This is a genomic window from Methylobacillus sp. MM3, assembly GCF_001645185.1.
In the GTDB taxonomy this organism is placed as follows: domain Bacteria; phylum Pseudomonadota; class Gammaproteobacteria; order Burkholderiales; family Methylophilaceae; genus MM2.
Window position 1 is genome coordinate 317,772 of the sequence record NZ_LXTQ01000011.1, and the last position, 17,215, is coordinate 334,986.

At 58.3% G+C, this 17,215-nt stretch carries 14 protein-coding genes; 6 read left to right on the forward strand and 8 right to left on the reverse strand.

Annotated elements, in window-relative coordinates; all coding sequences use genetic code 11:
- Window position 1: 1 nt before the first annotated feature.
- Window positions 2–409, reverse strand: coding sequence for a hypothetical protein (locus A7976_RS05845; RefSeq protein ID WP_088178397.1), 408 nt, complete (start codon window positions 407–409; stop codon window positions 2–4).
- Window positions 410–420: 11 nt separating this feature from the next.
- The gene (locus A7976_RS05850) at window positions 421–1,254 is read right to left on the reverse strand and encodes an oxidoreductase (protein WP_067108509.1); all 834 of its coding nucleotides are present in this window, start codon (window positions 1,252–1,254) and stop codon (window positions 421–423) included.
- A gap of 104 nt (window positions 1,255–1,358) precedes the next feature.
- Here A7976_RS05850 and A7976_RS05855 point away from each other — a divergent pair, with 104 nt between their 5' ends.
- A complete protein-coding gene (locus A7976_RS05855) occupies window positions 1,359–1,808 on the forward strand; it encodes a helix-turn-helix domain-containing protein (protein ID WP_067108511.1) in 450 nt (149 codons plus the stop codon).
- Window positions 1,809–2,042: 234 nt separating this feature from the next.
- Here A7976_RS05855 and mqo read toward each other — a convergent pair whose 3' ends face one another.
- From mqo to earP, 3 genes are all read right to left on the reverse strand, one after another.
- Window positions 2,043–3,494 (reverse strand): malate dehydrogenase (quinone), encoded by a 1,452-nt coding sequence (gene mqo / locus A7976_RS05860; protein ID WP_067108514.1) that lies wholly within the window; start codon window positions 3,492–3,494, stop codon window positions 2,043–2,045.
- Between the two features lie 115 nt (window positions 3,495–3,609).
- Window positions 3,610–4,167 carry an elongation factor P gene (gene efp / locus A7976_RS05865; RefSeq protein ID WP_067108516.1) on the reverse strand — a complete coding sequence of 186 codons (558 nt, stop codon included), beginning with the start codon at window positions 4,165–4,167 and terminating at the stop codon, window positions 3,610–3,612.
- Window positions 4,168–4,204: 37 nt separating this feature from the next.
- Window positions 4,205–5,338, reverse strand: coding sequence for an elongation factor P maturation arginine rhamnosyltransferase EarP (earP, locus tag A7976_RS05870; protein ID WP_067109136.1), 1,134 nt, complete (start codon window positions 5,336–5,338; stop codon window positions 4,205–4,207).
- A 77-nt stretch (window positions 5,339–5,415) separates the two neighbouring features.
- Here earP and A7976_RS05875 point away from each other — a divergent pair, with 77 nt between their 5' ends.
- Both A7976_RS05875 and A7976_RS05880 read left to right on the forward strand, forming a co-directional pair.
- Window positions 5,416–6,306, forward strand: a complete 891-nt coding sequence (locus A7976_RS05875; RefSeq protein ID WP_067108518.1) for an adenylate/guanylate cyclase domain-containing protein — start codon at window positions 5,416–5,418, stop codon at window positions 6,304–6,306.
- Window positions 6,307–6,413: 107 nt separating this feature from the next.
- Window positions 6,414–7,262 (forward strand): adenylate/guanylate cyclase domain-containing protein, encoded by an 849-nt coding sequence (locus A7976_RS05880; protein WP_067108524.1) that lies wholly within the window; start codon window positions 6,414–6,416, stop codon window positions 7,260–7,262.
- A gap of 25 nt (window positions 7,263–7,287) precedes the next feature.
- Here A7976_RS05880 and greB read toward each other — a convergent pair whose 3' ends face one another.
- A complete protein-coding gene (gene greB, locus A7976_RS05885) occupies window positions 7,288–7,779 on the reverse strand; it encodes a transcription elongation factor GreB (protein WP_067108527.1) in 492 nt (163 codons plus the stop codon).
- Window positions 7,780–7,851: 72 nt separating this feature from the next.
- Window positions 7,852–10,713: a bifunctional diguanylate cyclase/phosphodiesterase gene (locus A7976_RS05890; RefSeq protein ID WP_067108530.1), complete on the reverse strand. Its 2,862-nt coding sequence runs from the start codon at window positions 10,711–10,713 to the stop codon at window positions 7,852–7,854.
- A gap of 171 nt (window positions 10,714–10,884) precedes the next feature.
- Here A7976_RS05890 and A7976_RS05895 point away from each other — a divergent pair, with 171 nt between their 5' ends.
- The 3 genes from A7976_RS05895 to A7976_RS15005 all read left to right on the forward strand — a co-directional run bounded on the left by A7976_RS05895 (window position 10,885) and on the right by A7976_RS15005 (window position 15,785).
- Window positions 10,885–13,611: a PD-(D/E)XK nuclease family protein gene (locus tag A7976_RS05895; protein ID WP_240483809.1), complete on the forward strand. Its 2,727-nt coding sequence runs from the start codon at window positions 10,885–10,887 to the stop codon at window positions 13,609–13,611.
- 335 nt (window positions 13,612–13,946) lie between these two features.
- Entirely contained in the window at window positions 13,947–15,548 is a 1,602-nt protein-coding gene (locus A7976_RS05900; protein ID WP_067108533.1) for a diguanylate cyclase, read from the forward strand.
- Between the two features lie 66 nt (window positions 15,549–15,614).
- A complete protein-coding gene (locus tag A7976_RS15005; protein WP_205633456.1) occupies window positions 15,615–15,785 on the forward strand; it encodes a hypothetical protein in 171 nt (56 codons plus the stop codon).
- A gap of 88 nt (window positions 15,786–15,873) precedes the next feature.
- On the opposite strand, the gene A7976_RS05905 is transcribed toward A7976_RS15005, so the two are convergent.
- Window positions 15,874–17,136 (reverse strand): OmpP1/FadL family transporter, encoded by a 1,263-nt coding sequence (locus tag A7976_RS05905; RefSeq protein ID WP_067108537.1) that lies wholly within the window; start codon window positions 17,134–17,136, stop codon window positions 15,874–15,876.
- Between the last annotated feature and the right edge of the window lie 79 nt (window positions 17,137–17,215).

The following is a 17,215-nucleotide window of genomic DNA, read 5'->3' on the forward strand; positions in this document are numbered from 1 at the left end:
GTCATCCCTGGGTTATTGTTGAATGTAATTGCCTTTTGGGTACGCGTTCGACATACAGAAACGCCAGCACAAGAGCGACTTCGATAAGGACCGCAGTCAGGATGCTGCGGTTGGCATGACCGGCTACAAGCTCAAAACTCCCAAGGGCAGCTAGCGTCAAACAGGCCACCACCAAACCGGCGACCAAAGCTGAACGGGATGGTGACGGTTCCGCGTTTCTAGCCGAGAAGAGCATGACCCCGATCCCCGCATATAGCGCCGCTGCACGCCGGGCAACCAGGCCGACTTCGGGCGAGAATTCGACGCCCCAACTTGACAGCGGGAGATCGGGTGCAAACATCCAGATGAGCGCCAACGAGAGGAACAGGAACGCGCTCAGGGTCGCGAGACTTCGAAAGTCGAGTTTCATAAGCTTTTCCATTAATTGGGAAGTGTTGTGGCGTCGAGCCGCAGATCCTTGCGAACCCCGGCATCCACCAGAAATGCGGGTGCGAATCTCCGAAGAAATCGCAAGCGGCAGGCGAGACCGCCGGCCGTGTATCTGATTTTAGGACGAGCCGCGATAGCTGCTTTCAGCACAACATCGGCCACAACGACAGGATCGTCCCCGGCTTCAACTGCCTCCGTTACCCTCTTGGCCAAAGCCGTACGAATCTCACGATATTCATCGAGCTTCAAGTCAGGTTCCAGGAGGTTCGATTCGAACGCTGTTTTGGTATAGGCGGGCTGGATGATGGAAACCCGGATTCCCCGCGTGCGCAGCTCGTGGTCGAGCGATTCCGAATAGCCTTCGACCGCATGCTTGGTTGCGGCATAAAGCGCCATGTACGGCGCCGGCAGGAACCCCAGCACGGAGCTGATGTTGATGATACGGCCACTTCCCTGGCTTCGCATATGGGGTACAACCGCACGCGTCATCCGGACGATTCCATAAAAGTTGGTATCGAAGATCGACTTGGCCTGGTTGATCGAAACCTCTTCCGCGCCGGCGGGGGCAACGCTGAAGCCGGCGTTGTTTACGAGCAGGTCGATGCGACCTTCATGTCGCAATACCTCGCTGACGGCGGCTTCGACGGATTCATCGCTGGTCACGTCGAGAGCTAGTATTTCGTGTGATCGTTGGTCTGCCTGAACTACGCGCCTGCTGGTGCCGTAGACCTTGTAACCAGCTTTTGCAAGCCGCTCCGCCGTGGCTGCGCCTATGCCTGAAGATGCGCCTGTTACCAGGGCGACGCCCCTATCGTTCTTGCTCATAATTCAATTCTCCATCCAGGGTAGATTGCTCATCATCGAAGTGTTACTATCAATTCGAAAGTAACGATACTAGCAATTTGGAAAATAGTCACTATCGAAATAGTATGGACAATGAAAATATTTGCAATGAGCCTTGCCCCATCGTGCGCAGCCTGGCTCTGTTCGGCGATACGTGGAGCATCCTGATCCTCCGCGATGCGCATGCCGGCCTTACGCGCTTCGACCAGTTTCGCAAAAGCCTGGGCATTGCGCCGACGATATTGACCCGCCGGCTGGCGGCGCTGACCGATGAGGGCTTGCTGGAAAAACGGCGCTACTCGGAGCATCCGCCGCGTGAGGAGTATGTGTTGACCGCTGCCGGCCGCGACTTTCTGCCGGTGCTCTTCATGATAGGCGAGTGGGGACGTCAACACCGGGGCGGGGGCAAGCTGGTGCGTTTCCTGGACGCGGAAATGGGCACAGAAATCAAGGCCGTGGCCGTGGATGAGGTGACGGGCGCCAGGATTGGGACGCGTCCGATACGCACCGTCATGCCGGATGACAGCTCAACATGAATGGCACGAAAACACAAAGATCGGGAACGGTAGCGTTGCCGTCTATATACCCGCCACACCTGACAGACCGCGGAATTCGGGAGCGATTTCCTCAACGCAAGGCGTAGTCGTTGTCGGGCGGGAAGTATCGGCTATCCATCACCGGCGAAGCGATCCGCGTCGGCGGAAACGCAATTACTTGTATCGACGGTACTTTGTCCTTCTAGCCAGCTTGCGCTTGGTGAAGCGGGTTGCTTAACTCAAGCCGAGCGTGCTCAGCGTGCGTGCTCTCACTGATCGTAGCAAATCGGCATTCTCGACCAGCGAGTCGCCGTAGGACGGAATCATTTCCTTCATGCGCTTCTGCCAGCCGGCATCCTGCAAGCGCTCCCTGAAACAGCGTTCGACGATATTCATCATCGCCTGCACCGCGACCGAGGCGCCGGGAGAGGCTCCAAGCAGGGCTGCCAGCGAGCCATCCTGCGAAGTGACCACCTCGGTGCCGAATTCCAGCTTGCCGTGCTTGATGACCTGCACGCGTTGCCCGGCATTGGCGAGCGTCCATTCGCTTTCCTTTGCCTCCGGGAAGAAGCGGCGCAGCGCGTCCATGCGCTCCTGGTGCGACTGGAGCACCTCACCGATCAGGTAGCGCGTCAGGTCCATGTTGTCGCGGCCGGCGACCAGCATGGACTTCAGGTTGTCGGGCTTGACCGAGGCGATCAGGTCGAGGAAGGAGCCGCGCTTGAGGAATTTGGTGGTGAAGCCGGCATACGGCCCGAACAGCAACGCGGGCTTGCCGTCGATGATGCGCGTGTCCAGGTGCGGCACCGACATCGGCGGGGCGCCGAGCGGGGCTTTGCCGTACACCTTGGCGTAATGCTGTTTCGCGATTTCCGGGTTGTTGCATACCAGCCATTGGCCGCTGACGGGAAAGCCGCCGTAGCCCTTACTTTCCGGAATGCCGGACTTCTGCAGCAGCGGCAGCGCGCCGCCGCCTGCACCGAGGAACACGAAGCTGGCATCGACCACTTCGCCGTCGCTCAGGCTTACGCGCCAGCGGCCATTGGCTAGCTGTCGAAGATCCTTCACCGAGCGGTTCAGCAGCAATTCGAAATTGGCCTGCTTTTGCAGCGATTCGACCATGCTGCGGGTCAGCGCACCAAAATCCACGTCGGTGCCGTATTTCACTTGCGTCGCGGCCAACTTCTGCCCTGCTGCGCGTTGCTGCATGACGAGCGGCATCCATGCACGCAGGGTTTCCGCGTCCTCGCTGTATTCCATATCCTCGAACAGATGATGCGCGCTCAGTTTGGCATGGCGCTCCCGCAGGAATGCGACATCGTCCTCGCCCCAGACGAAGCTTGCATGCGGCGTGCGATTGATGAAGTGACGCGGGGAGGGCAATGCCTCCTGCTCGACCAGGGTGGACCAGAATTCCAGCGAAACTTCGAAAGCGGCATTGATTGCCAGCGCGCGCGCGATGGCGACGCTGCCGTCCGGCTGCTGCGGCGTGTAGTTGAGCTCGCAATAGCCGGCGTGGCCGGTACCGGCGTTGTTCCATCCGTCGGTGCTTTCCAGCGCGACCGCGTCAAGGCGTTCCACCAACGCGATTCTCAGCGAGGGATTGAGCCGAGCGAGCATCGTACCCAGCGTGGCGCTCATTACGCCGCCGCCGACAAGCAACACATCAACTTTACTTTTTAACATGGCAGTGTGGACGATTCATTTGGGCATGAGTTATGCGGCGGCCCTGCATTGTACGGCAGGGCAAGGCAAAAAGAAAAAGGGGCGCGAAGCCCCTTTTCTCAATGCCGCGGATGAATTACTTCACGCGGTTCTTGTATTCCAGCGTGCGGGTGTCGATTTCGATCTTGTCGCCGATTTCGCAGAACAGCGGCACCGGCAGTTCGAAGCCGGTGGCGATCTTCGCGGGCTTCATCACCTTGCCGGAAGTGTCGCCCTTGACGGCGGGTTCGGTGTAGGTGATTTCGCGTACGACGGAGTTCGGCAGCTCAACGGAGATCGGCTTGCCGTTGTAGAACACCACTTCGCACTCCATGCCGTCCTGCAGGAAGTTCAGCGCGTCTTCCATGGTTTCGGCTTCGACTTCGTACTGGTTGTAGTCGGTGTCCATGAACACGTACATCGGATCGGCGAAGTAGGAGTAGGTGACTTCCTTCTTGTCCAGCACCACCACGTCGAACTTGTCGTCGGCACGGTAGACGGCTTCGCTCGGGGATTCGGTGAGCAGGTTCTTGAACTTCATCTTCACCACGGAAGAATTGCGGCCGGACTTGCTGTATTCGGCCTTCAGCACGACCATGGGGTCGTTGCCGACCATAAACACGTTACCTACGCGGAGTTCCTGGGCTGTTTTCATCTGATGTCCTGCGGATTCGGGGATAAAAAGGGGCGCATTATACCCGATTTTTACAAAAAATCACTAGGTTAGACGCGAGGTCGGGCGTTTCGAAAAAGTGCTCGGCCCAAGTCGTGGCATTGTGCTCAAAAGCCTCCCGGTGGCGAAGAAAATCCTCCCAGGAGGGGCTGCCGAAACCGTTCCAGCCGAGGTGGAAAGAGCGCATCGCGGCCGAGGCTTGCTCGGGCAGAATGAGACAGTACAGGTCGAGAAATGCGTCAAGCTTGGGCCGGTGTGCGTTTTCTTCCTGCGGATAGATTTGCCACACCAGCGGTCGAGCGGCCCATTGGGCGCGAACAAAAGAGTCTTCGCCGCGTACGAAATTACAGTCGCATAGCCATAGCAGACGGTCGTAATCGTCTTGCGGCAGGAAGGGTAGGACATGCAGGATCAGGTTGCCGCGCTGCAGAATATCGCCGGGCTGGAGGGATTCCGCGCCGAAATGCTGCGCGGCATGCGCCAGCGGCTTGCCGACAGACAGCAGGCAGCGAACCGGGTGGGTGGAAGCTTCCCAAGCTGTCAATAATTCGCCGATCGGCGCAGTGTCATAACAGAATAGCGAGATCAGTATTTCCTGCGGGTCGGCGGGCGGCAAGGCGAGGGATTGCCGAAAGGCTTCCGGTGACGCCCGAAAGGCATTACGCGCTTCGAGCAAGCCCTGTTCGCGGAGCAGGCCTCCCGTGCCGGGGGTGAATCCGGGAAAGAAAAAATATTTCGTCAGCTTGAGGCGTGGGTGTGGCGAAGGCAGCGTGTGGCAGCTTTCTACCCAGGCTTCCGCGCTCAGATATTCGAGGTTGATCCATGCGGGTGGCGTTTCGCGTGCGGCCATCGCAGTTTCATAGAGTTCCGGCAACTGGCAGCCGAAGGCTTCGATGACGACATCGGCCGCTTCGGTTTCCGCAAAATCGCTGTCCCAGCGGCGGATTTCCACGCCGCAGGACAATTGGGCGTCGAGCGCGGGGTCGATTTGCGGATTGAGCGGCAGCAGACGCTCGATATCGTCCACCCACAATCTCACCGCCAGCCCGTGCTCTGCCGCCAGTTGCCGCGCCAGCCGCCAGCAGACGCCAATGTCGCCGAAATTATCGATGACAGCGCAGAAAATATCCCAGCGGGAAGACTTGGTATCCAAATGTAATTTTTCTTTCAGTTCAAGCACTTTTTGTAGTTTAATGGCGCCTTTTTCATGGCGGGAATGTCGGCGGAATCATGAGCGAGCGTTTGAACAGAACATCCATTTGCACGGTGATATTCATCAATATCGTGGATTACGTGCAGGCAACGGTGGATGACCAGATCGCGCTCAAGGAGCGATTCAACGCCTTGATCAACGAGGCCGTCAAGGACGTGGCGCAAAACGATCGCATCATACTCGATACCGGCGACGGTGCGGCTCTTGCACTGCTCGGTGCGCCCGAGGAAGCGCTGTTCGTTGCGCTGGATATTCGCGAGCGCGTCATGGCGTCTCTACCTTCTTTTGCCGTGCGTATCGGGATCAACCTCGGGCCGGTGCGGGTGGTCAACGATCTCAACGGCATGCTGAACGTGGTCGGCGACGGCATCAACGCCGCGCAGCGCGTGATGAGTTTTGCGCAACCCAATCTGATACTGGTGTCGCGCTCCTATTACGAAATCGCCTCGCGCCTGAGTTCGGAAATTGCCGCGATGTTTGCCTACTATGGCGTCAAGACCGATAAATACGTGCGCGAGCATGAGATCTATATTGTCCTGGATGGGCAGTCTGAAGCGCCGGCCGTGCCTGCCGAGACCGCACTTTGGGGTTCTCGGACGACTGCGCTTGCACTATGCCGCAAATACTGGATTCCTGCGTCGGCAGGCTTGATGTTGCTGGCCATCGTTTGGGGGGTATGGATCAGCCTTGCTGCGCAGGAGTCGACGGCTGGCGATGTCTTCGCGGAGATCAGGAAGGAACGCGGGACCGGCGCGGATAAACCCGCAAAAACCGCTTCATCGGATGAGGCCGCTGCGGTGAAAAAGACCCGCGCGAAGGAAACGAAAACCGTTTCCCATCGGGTGCGTCACGAGTCGGATCGCAGTTCATTATGCTCAGACGCGCAGCGCATGCTGAAGCAGTGCTAGGAAAAAGCTCATCTCGCTCCTCCTGGTTGATATTGAGAATCCTCATTGCCTTTTGCCGTGCATAGCCCTGTTTTTGTTTCCTTGTTTCCGGCCGGCCGCTGAGCGTCATGCACAACCGGCTTAACAAGACCACGATTTGTAGCGTGCTGTGCGTCGACATTGTCGGCCATTCGCGCAAGCCCGATGCCGATCAGATCCGGCAAAAAGAACATTTCAATGAACTGGTCGAAGCAGCACTGAGCACTGTGTCGAAGAACGATCGTGTGATTCTCGACACGGGCGACGGCGCGGCCATTGCGTTTTTTGGCGCCCCCGAAGATGCGCTAACGGCGGCTCTGCTGATACGCGACGGTGTTTCGGACGATAATCGCCTCCATCCGCAACATCCTTTCGAATTGCGAATGGGCATCAATCTCGGCCCGGTGCGCGTGGTTCGCGACATCAACGACATCTTCAATATTGTTGGCGACGGGCTGAATGCTTCGCAGCAGGTGATGAGTTTTGCCGCGCCCAATCGGATACTGGTCTCGCGCTCCTACTACGAGATCGTCGCGCCGGGAAACGACGACGTTCTCCGTCTGTTTTCGCATTTCGGCATCAGAAAAGACAATGACGCACGCGAATACGACATGTATATCGTGGGGCGTGCGGAGAGTGAAAGCCGGACCGTCTGGCGTGAAGTATCCGGACAGCTGGGAAAAATCCACCCCAATCCGGCATTCTGGATGCGCGCAGTGACGCTGGGCTTGATGGGGCTAACGGCTTTGGTGTTGCTGTTGTCGCACCTTTTCGAGTCTTCGTCCGCAGCATCGCCGATGAAAGCCGGACCGCCTGGCCTGGACCCGGCCCGGACGGTCAAGGACGCGCATGCGAAACAGCCATCTGCCGACAGGAAAGCTGACCACGCGCCGTTTCAATGTACCGAAGCGGCGCGCATGCTGAACAAGTGCAATTGACGCCGGCCAGGACAGCAGCAGGCGCTTACTGCGGAGCGCTGTAGCTCACGGCAATAACCTCGTATTCCTCTTCTCCCCCCGGCGTCTCCAGCCGTACCGTGTCGCCTTCGCCTTTTTTCATCAGCGCGCGCGCCAGAGGCGAAATCCAGCTGATGTAGCCTTTTCCCGGGTCGAGTTCGTCCTGGCCGACAATGCGGTAAGTATGTTCGGTGTCGTGGGTAAGCGAATACAGCGTGACCCAGGCGCCAAAAAATACCTTGTCCAGCCCTTGTTGACGTGCCGGGTCGACCACTTCCGCCGCATCCATGCGTTTCATCAGGAAGCGCAGCCGCGAGTCGATCTGGCGCAGGCGTTTCTTCCCGTAAATGTAATCCCCGTTCTCGCTGCGGTCGCCGTTGCCGGCCGCCCAGGCAACATCGCTTACGACCTTGGGGCGCTCGACTTTGTAAAGCTGGTCGAACTCTTCCTTGAGGACGGCGTAGCCTTCCGGGGTGATGTAATTTTTGTATTCACTCATGATGAAGCTATTTTAGTGGGTTTCATCCGCTGTGCCATAAAACTGCGGAATCCATTGCGGAGGGGCGGGCGTTCAAAGCTTGCTGCGCAGCAGTTTTTCGAACTCCTTGGGCGGCATTGGCTTGCCGATGTGGTAACCCTGTGCCTGGTCGCATCCGAGGTTTTGCAGCAGCGTCAGGATGGCCTGATCCTCCACGCCTTCGGCAAGCACTTGGAGGCCCAGATTATGCGCGAGTTCAACCGTGGAGCGGACGATGATGGCGTCGAGTTCATCGACCAGCATATCCTTGACGAAGGACTGGTCGATCTTGAGCTTGTCCACGTCCAGTTGCTTGAGGTAGGACAGGTTGGAATAACCCGTGCCGTAATCGTCGATGGATAAGCGCACGCCGAGGCTGTTCAGCTGGTTGAGCTGCTTGCGGGTGTGCTGCGTATCCTGGATCAGCACCGATTCGGTCAGTTCGATTTCCAAATGGTGGGGGGCGAGGCCGGACGCGGCGAGCGCTTCGTTGACGCTGTCGAGTATCCTACCGCGCTTGAATTGCAGCGCCGAGATGTTGACCGCGACGGTGAGCTGCGGCAGGCCGATGTTGACCCATTCCTGAGCTTGTCGGCAGGCTTCGCGCAGTACCCAGGCGTCGATGTTGAGGATGAAGCCGGTTTCTTCTGCCAACGGGATGAATTTTGCCGGCGGAACCCAGCCGTCTTCCGCGCTTTTCCAGCGCAGCAGCGCTTCGCTGCCAATGATGGTGTGATCTTTTAACGATATCAGCGGCTGGAAATGCAGCAGGAACTCGCCGTGCTCCATCGCCTGGCGCAGCTTGTTCTGCAACTTCAGGCGTTCCGCCGCATTGGCGTTCATCGATTCGTCGTAGTAATGACAGTTGTTGCGGCCGCTTTCCTTGGCGTGGTACATCGCGGTGTCGGCGTTCTGCATCAGCGTGGCGATTTCGCGGCCGTCGTCGGGGTACAGGCTGATGCCGATGCTGAACGAGGTTGAAAGCTGGTGTCCGTCGATGACGAAAGGCTCGCGCAGCGTTTCAAGGATTTTTTCGGCGATGATGGTGGCGGCATTGCTGTCGAGGATGTCGGGCAGCACGATGACGAATTCGTCGCCACCCTGGCGGCTGATGGTATCGGTTTCGCGCACGCAGGATTTCAGGCGCTCTACCACCGCGACCAACAGGTCGTCGCCAACATGGTGGCCAAGGCTGTCGTTGACCTGCTTGAACCGGTCGAGATCAAGGAACATCAGCGCGACTCGGTGCTTCTCGCGCTCGGCCAGGTTGATCGCCTGTTGCAGGCGGTCGAGCAGGAGCAGGCGGTTGGGCAGCTTGGTCAGCGTGTCGTGATGCGCAAGAAACTCGATATGCTTCAGCGTTGCCTTGTGCTCGCTGATATCGGCAAAAATGGCGACAAAATGCGTCAGGTTGCCGTTATTGTCACGGATCGAGCTGATATTGGTCCATAACGGGAAAACCTCGCCGTTCTTGCGCCGATTCCATAATTCTCCCTGCCAGGAGTCGCGCACATGCAGGCTTTCCCACATATTGTGAAAAAACGCCTTGTCGTGCCTGCCGGAGGCCAGCATTGATGGGTCGCGACCGAGCACGTCTTCCCGCGCGTAGCCGGTGACATCGGTAAATGCGCGGTTAATCGAAACGATGCGGTTTTCCGCGTCGGTAATCACGATGGCCTCGCGCGTGCTTTCGATGACCTGACCGGTGAGCCGCAGGTGATCCTCGGCTTTCTTGATGCTGGTGATGTCCTGCAGGTTTTCGATGACCGCGATCAGCTTCCCGTCGTTGCCATAAATCGGCGTCGCATCGAACATCAGGTAGCGATCCTGACCGTTGAGCCCGGAGAACCAGTTTTCCGCATGGAAGCTGTGGGCATTGAAAACCGAAGACCCGACGACCTGGTAATACTCGCCAGCATGGTCGCTCTTGCCGTCCAGCACCAGGTCGGCGAGGCAAGGGCGAGGGCGGGAATAAAAAGCACGCCACGCTTCCGTGGTGCCGACGATGTCGATGGCCTTGATGCCCGTCAGCATTTCACAGGCGCGATTCCAGATGATGACGCGATGATCCTTGTCGAGGATGAACAGCGGGATGGTGACGGACTGGATGACGTCCTCGGAAAACTTGCGTTCGCGTCCCAGCGCTTCGCGGTCGGCCGCCAGATCGTCGGCCATCCGGTCGATGGCTCGGCCCAGCAGGCCGATTTCGTCTGGTTTGACGAGCCCCGAGCGCGCGCTCATTTCACCGCTGGCAATGCGGCTGGCGATGGACACCAGCCGTTCTGTGCGTCGTGAAACGAGCGCGTCGATCAGCATGCCGAGCAGGATTGCCGCTGCAAGGGAAAGGCCGAGAAAACGAAACGCCTTGTTCATGGCGTGGCGTCGTGCCTGCGCCAGAGGTTCGCCAAGGTCGTACTCCACGAACAGGGTGCCCCAGCGCTGGCGTGAGTTTGTGCCGGACAATTGCACGCCCAACGGCAAAGGGTAATAGCCATAGAGCAAGGTTTCATTGTCGTTGCTCAGGATTTCGCCACGTTGTCTTTTTTGCGCGAGCAAAGCGAGATCGGGTCGAAACGCCGATATTTCGGACGCAGTCTTGCCCAGCCAGTCGCTGTCCGATGCCTGCAATACATGGTTTTGCTCGTCCACCAGCAGCAACCGTCGCATGTTGGTATGCAAGGCGGTCGTCGGAATCCGGCTTTCTCCCTGTAACATGCTTTCTTCAAAGGTGTCGTTGGCGATCATGCCGTCCAGCTGCAGCATCATGATGTGCAGGAGATCGCGGTTCTCGCTGACGATACGCTCTGCGGTGTCGCGCTGATGGTCGACCGAAATCAGGATGGCCACAATGGCCGACAGGCTGACGAATGCAAGCGGAATCTGGACGCGCAGGCGGGAAAAAAATGGAGGTGTCACGATTCGGCGCCCTTAATTTTTATAATACTTATCAAGTATCCTTAGAGCTGCTTCAGTTGGCTCAAAGTGCGCCTGAACCGGTTCAGGCAAGATAATGCTCAGGCATGGTCGTGCGCCGCATTACCGAATAATCGACCAGTTTTGCTGGGTATTCTATATCAGGAGGGGGATTTGGCAATAATTGATCATATGCCGCAGGGCATGGCCGGAAATGCCCTTGTTCTGTGCTCGACGGCTCGGCTTGCGCGCAGTCTTCGCATGGAGCTGGGGCGCATCCAGCGGATGCGCGGGGCGACGCAATGGCAGCCGCCGACCATCCTTACCCTGTCGCAATGGCTGGATGATGCGATTACGCGCGCCATGCTGGCAGGCGAGCTTCCGGCTGATTACCTGCCTAGGCAGATGCTGGACAACATGGCAGAGCGCCTGCTGTGGGAACGTGCCATCGAGAAAAACACGCAGGGCGATGCAGCGCAGGCCCTGTTCGATATGGCTGGACTGGCGCAATCTGCCGCTGAAGCCAATCGGCTCCTGATCGAGTGGAATGTCCACCTCGCAGGCGGCGAGCAGACCGAGGAAACCCGGCAGTTCCTGCGCTGGCGCGAGACTTTTCAAGCGCTTTGCCGGCAATATCAGACGCTTGAAGCAGCCCGTTACCTGGATCGTCAGATCGATGCCATTCAGCGCGGCGTGGGCTCATTGCCCGCCGAGCTCCATCTCGCCGGATTCGACCGGTTCAGCCCACAGGAAAAACGCCTGCTGGAAGCGTTGACCACGCGCGGCGTGCAGGTGCTACGCTGGCCGCTCGGATTCGATCAACCGGCCTCCGCCGTGCAGATCGCCTGCGACGACGCCGAAGCCGAATGCCGCGCAGCGGTGGCGTGGGCTGCGCGTCGGCTTGCACAGGAGCCGCAGGCGCGGCTTGCCATTGTCGCGCCGGAGCTGGGCGTGTTGCGTGCCAGGCTGCTTGTCATGCTCGATGACGCCTTGCACCCGGCCTCGATTCATCCCGCGCGCGCGGAAATGCCGCGTTCTTACGATTTTTCGCTGGGAGATCCGCTTTCCGCGCATTCGATCATTGCCTGCGCCTTATCGTTATTGCGGCTGTCGGTTCGACGCTACCGCATTCCGCAGCAGGATGCAGGGATGCTGCTGCGCGACGTTCACTGGTCGGCCGGTGTCGGCGAGGCGGACGCGCGGGCGCGGCTCGAAGCGCGCATGCGCAGCAGGCTTTCTTCGCGATTGCAGCTCGAACAACTGCTGCGGCTGGCGCGCAAGGCGCAGTTGGATGGTCTGGGCGTTGCGCGACTGGTAGAGCATCTCGAGGCGATCAGTGTTGCAACTGCCGGCTGGCCGCGCAAACAATCCTCCCGGGCGTGGGCCGCGGCATTCGCAGGCTTGCTCAAGGCGGCCGGCTGGCCGGGCGAGCGCAGTCTTTCCAGTCACGAATTCCAGGCACGGCAGGCCTGGGACGCGGCGCTGAACGATTTCGACATGCTGGATGCGCTGCTCGGGCCGCTGGATGCAGGCGCGGCATTGCATCGCTTATCCCGCCTGGTGCAGGAGCGTATCTTTCAGCCCGAGGCCGAAGGCGAGCCTCGACTGCTCGTCATGGGCATGCTCGAAGCCGCTGCCGCGCCGCTGGATGCGATGTGGGTACTGGGGATGAACGACCATCAATGGCCACCGCCGCCCCGGCCCAATCCTTTGCTGCCCGCCGAAGCGCAACGGCGGGCGAATGCCCCGAATGCATGCAGCGGCGTGCAGACCGAGTTCGCCCAGGCGATACATGCGCGGCTGATGCACGGCGCCGCGGAGATCGTATTTTCATGGTCGCATCGCGATGGCGAGCGTGAATTGCGCCCCAGCCCGCTTTTGAGCGAAATTCCGCAGCAAGCCGAGATGCCCGAGTTGGCCGCTACTCTGGCGGAGCGTTTGGCGCAACCTTCCGGGATGCAGTGGCTGGACGATCATGTGGCGCCGCCGGTAGCCCCAGGCGAGATTCAACGCGGCGGAACCGGTTTGCTCAAGGCGCAGGCGATCTGCCCGGCATGGGCCTATTACCAATACCGGCTGGGTGCGCGCGCGCTGGACGAGCCGGTAGAGGGGCTGGATGCGCTGGCACGCGGCAATCTGCTGCACATGGTATTGCAGGCGTTCTGGACGGACCGCACCTCGGCGGACCTCCATGCGATGGACGAAGCTGCGCTGGGTGCCGCCATAGGCATGGCGGTGGAAGCAGGGATACGGCAATTTGTCGAACAGTCGGATGAGCCTTTGCCGCCGCAGTTCGCCGCTCTTGAAAAACTCCGATTGCAGCGGATTCTGGCCGCCTGGCTGGAGCTGGAGAAAACGCGCGAGCCGTTCTCGGTACTGGAATGCGAGCGCCGCATCAGCCTCGATATCGACGGCTTGCAGGTCAATCTGGTGCTGGATCGGGTGGATGAGTTGCCGGACGGACGGCTGGTGGTGCTCGACTACAAGACGGGCGCCAGCGTCAGCCACAAAAGCTGGGCTGAAGAGCGCATCGCGGAGCCGCAGTTGCCGATTTATGCGGCTCTCGCGTTATGCGACGGCGAAGTGGCCGCTGTCTGTTTCGCCAAGGTACAGGCGGCGGAGCAGAAGTTCATCGGTATCGCAGACTCGGCGGAGGTACTGCCGGGAGTATGTGCGCTTGATGGCGCACGCAAGCTCTTTCCCGAAGACCGCTTCCCCGATTGGGCGGCCCTGATCCGTCACTGGCAGGCCAGCATCACCGCGATCGCAGCCGAGATCAAGGCCGGCGAAGCCGCAGTGAAGTTCCGCAATGAAGAGGATTTGCGTGATTGCGACGTAAAACCGCTATTGCGCCTGCCTGAGCGCAAGCTGCAGTTGGAACGCCATGCAGAGCATGAGTGACGGTTTGCTTCAGGCTGCTGCAAGAAGTCCTAGCCCATATTGGGTAGAAATTGGCTCTGTAAATTTTAACGCTTAGTACTTTGGGTACTAGTCTTGCGGTTGATTTTAGGCTTGGCGGGGAAGTGCCGACGCGATATCCATTGACTTTAAAAGTAAGTAATATCTAGCACTTGGGAGTTTGTAAACTAGTGTTAACCTTGGGATCAACTCCTACTGGCGTAGCCGGACGATAGATTCGGCAACTGGTGGTAATAACACATACAGGGACCGCAATCGCACACCACATGACTTATCCATTGTCATTTACCTGCCTGCCCAGGTATGCGGTCCAACTCATGGTCTGGGTGCTTCTCGCGCTTTCCCTTTCCGTTCAGGCGGCACCTCGGGATCTCGTCGGGGATTGGTATGAGGCGGCGAGCGGCAATGAATCCGGACAACGTCCGCATGACTTCAACAAGCAGGAAATCAACCGGGTCGCCAAGGTGGCGGTCACTGGCGGGCACTTCCTGTTCAAGACCGATTTCACGCTGGATGTCCCTGGTCGTTATGTCATCGATTTCAAGAATACGAGTGTCATCGGCCATTTCCGGCATCGCATTTTCGATGAAAAAAACCGGCTCGTGGCATTAGAGGCGGGCGGCATCCAGAGCACCGAGACTAATCCTTTCTTCCTGCGGCATGGACGAGAGCTTGAGCTTCCTGCAGGTCGATATCATTTGGTCACGGAGCTCGAGTCTCCGTTTTTTCTTGGCGCCCCCGAGCTGTACCTCGACACCCTGAATGATTATCGTCAAGCCATCAAGCCTGGCAACGCGCTTGTACTGTTCGGGCTGGGCGTATTCCTCGGGCTGGGCATTTATTACGCCGCGCTGGCACTGGTGCGCAAGCGTGCTGCCGAAGGGATGTATGCGCTTTTCATCCTCGGCAATTTCCTGTTCAACGGCAGTGCCCTGCTGGTGTTTCCCGAATTGTTCGGCATGCATTGGATCTATCTGGTCAGCTTTCCGATACTGTTCTCCAATGCCGCTTATATCGTCTTCGTGCTGGCCTTGCTGGAAATCGGCAATATCTCGCAGCCCCGTCTTTACAAGGCCGGAATCATTTTGCTTGCGATTATGGGCACATTTGCGCTCCTTGCTGTCATCAAGCCCAACTGGTCGCTGGAACTGGATCGATATGGAGTTGGATTGTTCCTGAGTTACGGTTTGACCGCAGGTATTGTGCGCACGCGTCAAGGCAGCGTTTCAGCCAAGCTTTATCTGGTGGCAATTGCCATGTTCTTTTTACTGGGCGGAGTCGCCATCACGCAAGCGCAATTGAATGGGGTATATACCGTTTACATCGAGCATATCGGCCTGTTGGCCGTGGCGGTCGAGGTGATATTGCTGGCGCTGGTGCTTTCCTATCAATTCGCGCAATTGCACCGTGAAAAGGAAATCGCACTGGAACGCATGGAACTCAGCAACCGGATAGCCCATACCGATGCACTTACCGGTCTGGCGAATCGCTATGCGCTGGATGTCGAACTGGATCAATTGTCCAATCAGGCAAGCCTGACCTTCATCGACCTCGACGGCCTCAAGTATTACAACGATCAATACGGCCACGTGCGCGGCGACGATCTGCTCCGCAGCTTTGCGCATCATCTTGTCGAATGCCTGGACGGTAATGGCCGGCTCTATCGGATCGGCGGGGACGAGTTCGCGATTACCTGCCCTGACGGTGACGTGACATGGCTGGAGTCCATCCTGGCGAATGCGATCCGCTGCATGCATATCTCGGGTTTTGAATTCGCCGGCGCCAGTGCCGGTCACGTGCATTTTCATGAGGCTGTCGGCAAGAGTGAGCTCAAACACATTGCCGATACGCGCATGTATCAGAACAAGCGCCAACGCAAGCAACTCGAGTTGGAATTGCAGGTGAGCAGGATCGATTAGCGGACTGGATAAAAAGCTTTAACAACGAAAAGAAAGGTTGCAGTCCAAGGGGGTGGATTCGCCTTGGTGATGGCTCTGGTCTTCTTGCCGCATCCCTTTGTTCTGGGTGGTATGGATAGGCATGTCAATGTAGTCCATATCCTCTCCGAAATGCCGCTGCTCGGTTATTTTGGCTACATGCCGTTCGGCATTCTGGTGGGTGATGTTCATCTGGGCAGGCAAGGTGTTCGGATTTGATACCCGGTTGCTCGACTCCGAGAAGAGCAGCTAAGGTGTGAATGAAACAATAAAGCCGCCCTCGGGCGGCTTTGTTTTTGCAGGCGGGTTACCAGCGTCGGCTTAGCATCATGTGGAAAAATATGGCCTCGTTGCGGATTTCGGCCTCGCCGAACAGTGGGCTGTTGTATTTCTCTCCGACGGGCAGCATCCACTCAACGCCTCCGGTCAAAAGCCAGTTCTGATCGATCTTGCGCGCGGCGCCTAAAGTGACATGGTGTTCCAGTATCCCGGCCAGCAAAGGGGTAGAGTTCCTTGTGGGAATCGGGTTCTGTCCGTAATTGTGCCCGGCGTAAAGGGTGGTGCAGTCGTTCCAGGTATAGGCGAGGCCGGTGGCAATGACCCATTGGTCCTTCCAGTCGCCTTGGGCGGTGGGTATCGGATAGACGGCGGGGGATGCGGGATTATTGGGGTCGGTAGCGCGAATCGTGACGTCATTGATCGCGTCGTCCCAATTAAGCCAATTGACCTTGAATGAAAGCAACAAAGCATCGGTAGGCTTGAACGCCACACCCAGCGCGATTTCGCGCGGTAGCGCAAACCCTTTTACCGATGCATCCGAATACTTCACCTTGCCCAGGCCGAGTCCGGTGTAATTCGCCACCAGGGTACCGCCCGTCAGTGGCAGCTCGGTTTTTTCCGTATAGGTCGCCGCCAGGGTCAGCGACGGATTCACGCGGTATTGCGCGCCAAACTTCAGGCCCATTCGCAATGCGGCGGCATCTTCGAGTTTGTAGCCGGCAAATGCCGAGCCGACCGAAGTATTGGAAAAGAAATCCTGTTCGATGGAGCTGTAGACGATGCCGAGGCTGGCACCCAGGGATAATTTGTCGTTTACCTGGCAGCCAATGCCCGGAATGATCTTGGCGATGCCGAACAGCGATGAGAGGTCGTCGCGATTACCGAAGGGCGTGCGGATATTTTCGAACACGCCGCCTGCGCCGCCCTGCGCAAAGAGGCCGACGCCCGCAGTACACGGGAGATTTTCCAAGGGCTGCGCATAACCGCCACCGGCAAGAAAGGTGTAGCGGTTGGAGGCATGCTCCTGATTGCCGTTGCTGTCCTTGTGCACCAGGTCAGTGGTGCGCAGCATCGAACCGAAGATGTCTGCCAGCGGACCCTTGATTTGCGTCAGCCCTGCCGGATTGGTGTTCAGCGCGCTGGTATCGCGCGCGACGGCGATATCGGCTCCCGCCATCAAGGTCGATTCTGCGCCGAAGCCGATCAGGTTGATGCCGTTGGTGGCGTGCGCGGAAGAGATGCTTGCGCATGACAAGGCAAGCATAATGATGGAGCAGCGAATGGGATTCATGTTCAGGATTTATTCGTATGCATTTTGATTAGTGTCGCATAAAGTTTTGCCGCCGTGACATGTTGGCTAACCCATTTGG

Excerpts from the sequence above, each read along its gene's own strand:
- A7976_RS05900 (WP_067108533.1), top strand. The coding sequence starts at position 13,947 with ATGGTCTGGGTGCTTCTCGCGCTTTCCCTTTCCGTTCAGGCGGCACCT.
- A7976_RS05850 (WP_067108509.1), bottom strand. The coding sequence starts at position 1,254 with ATGAGCAAGAACGATAGGGGCGTCGCCCTGGTAACAGGCGCATCTTCA.
- A7976_RS05905 (WP_067108537.1), bottom strand. The coding sequence starts at position 17,136 with ATGAATCCCATTCGCTGCTCCATCATTATGCTTGCCTTGTCATGCGCA.
- A7976_RS05880 (WP_067108524.1), top strand. The coding sequence starts at position 6,414 with ATGCACAACCGGCTTAACAAGACCACGATTTGTAGCGTGCTGTGCGTC.
- A7976_RS05875 (WP_067108518.1), top strand. The coding sequence starts at position 5,416 with ATGAGCGAGCGTTTGAACAGAACATCCATTTGCACGGTGATATTCATC.
- mqo (WP_067108514.1), bottom strand. The coding sequence starts at position 3,494 with ATGTTAAAAAGTAAAGTTGATGTGTTGCTTGTCGGCGGCGGCGTAATG.
- A7976_RS05855 (WP_067108511.1), top strand. The coding sequence starts at position 1,359 with ATGGACAATGAAAATATTTGCAATGAGCCTTGCCCCATCGTGCGCAGC.
- greB (WP_067108527.1), bottom strand. The coding sequence starts at position 7,779 with ATGAGTGAATACAAAAATTACATCACCCCGGAAGGCTACGCCGTCCTC.
- A7976_RS05845 (WP_088178397.1), bottom strand. The coding sequence starts at position 409 with ATGAAACTCGACTTTCGAAGTCTCGCGACCCTGAGCGCGTTCCTGTTC.
- efp (WP_067108516.1), bottom strand. The coding sequence starts at position 4,167 with ATGAAAACAGCCCAGGAACTCCGCGTAGGTAACGTGTTTATGGTCGGC.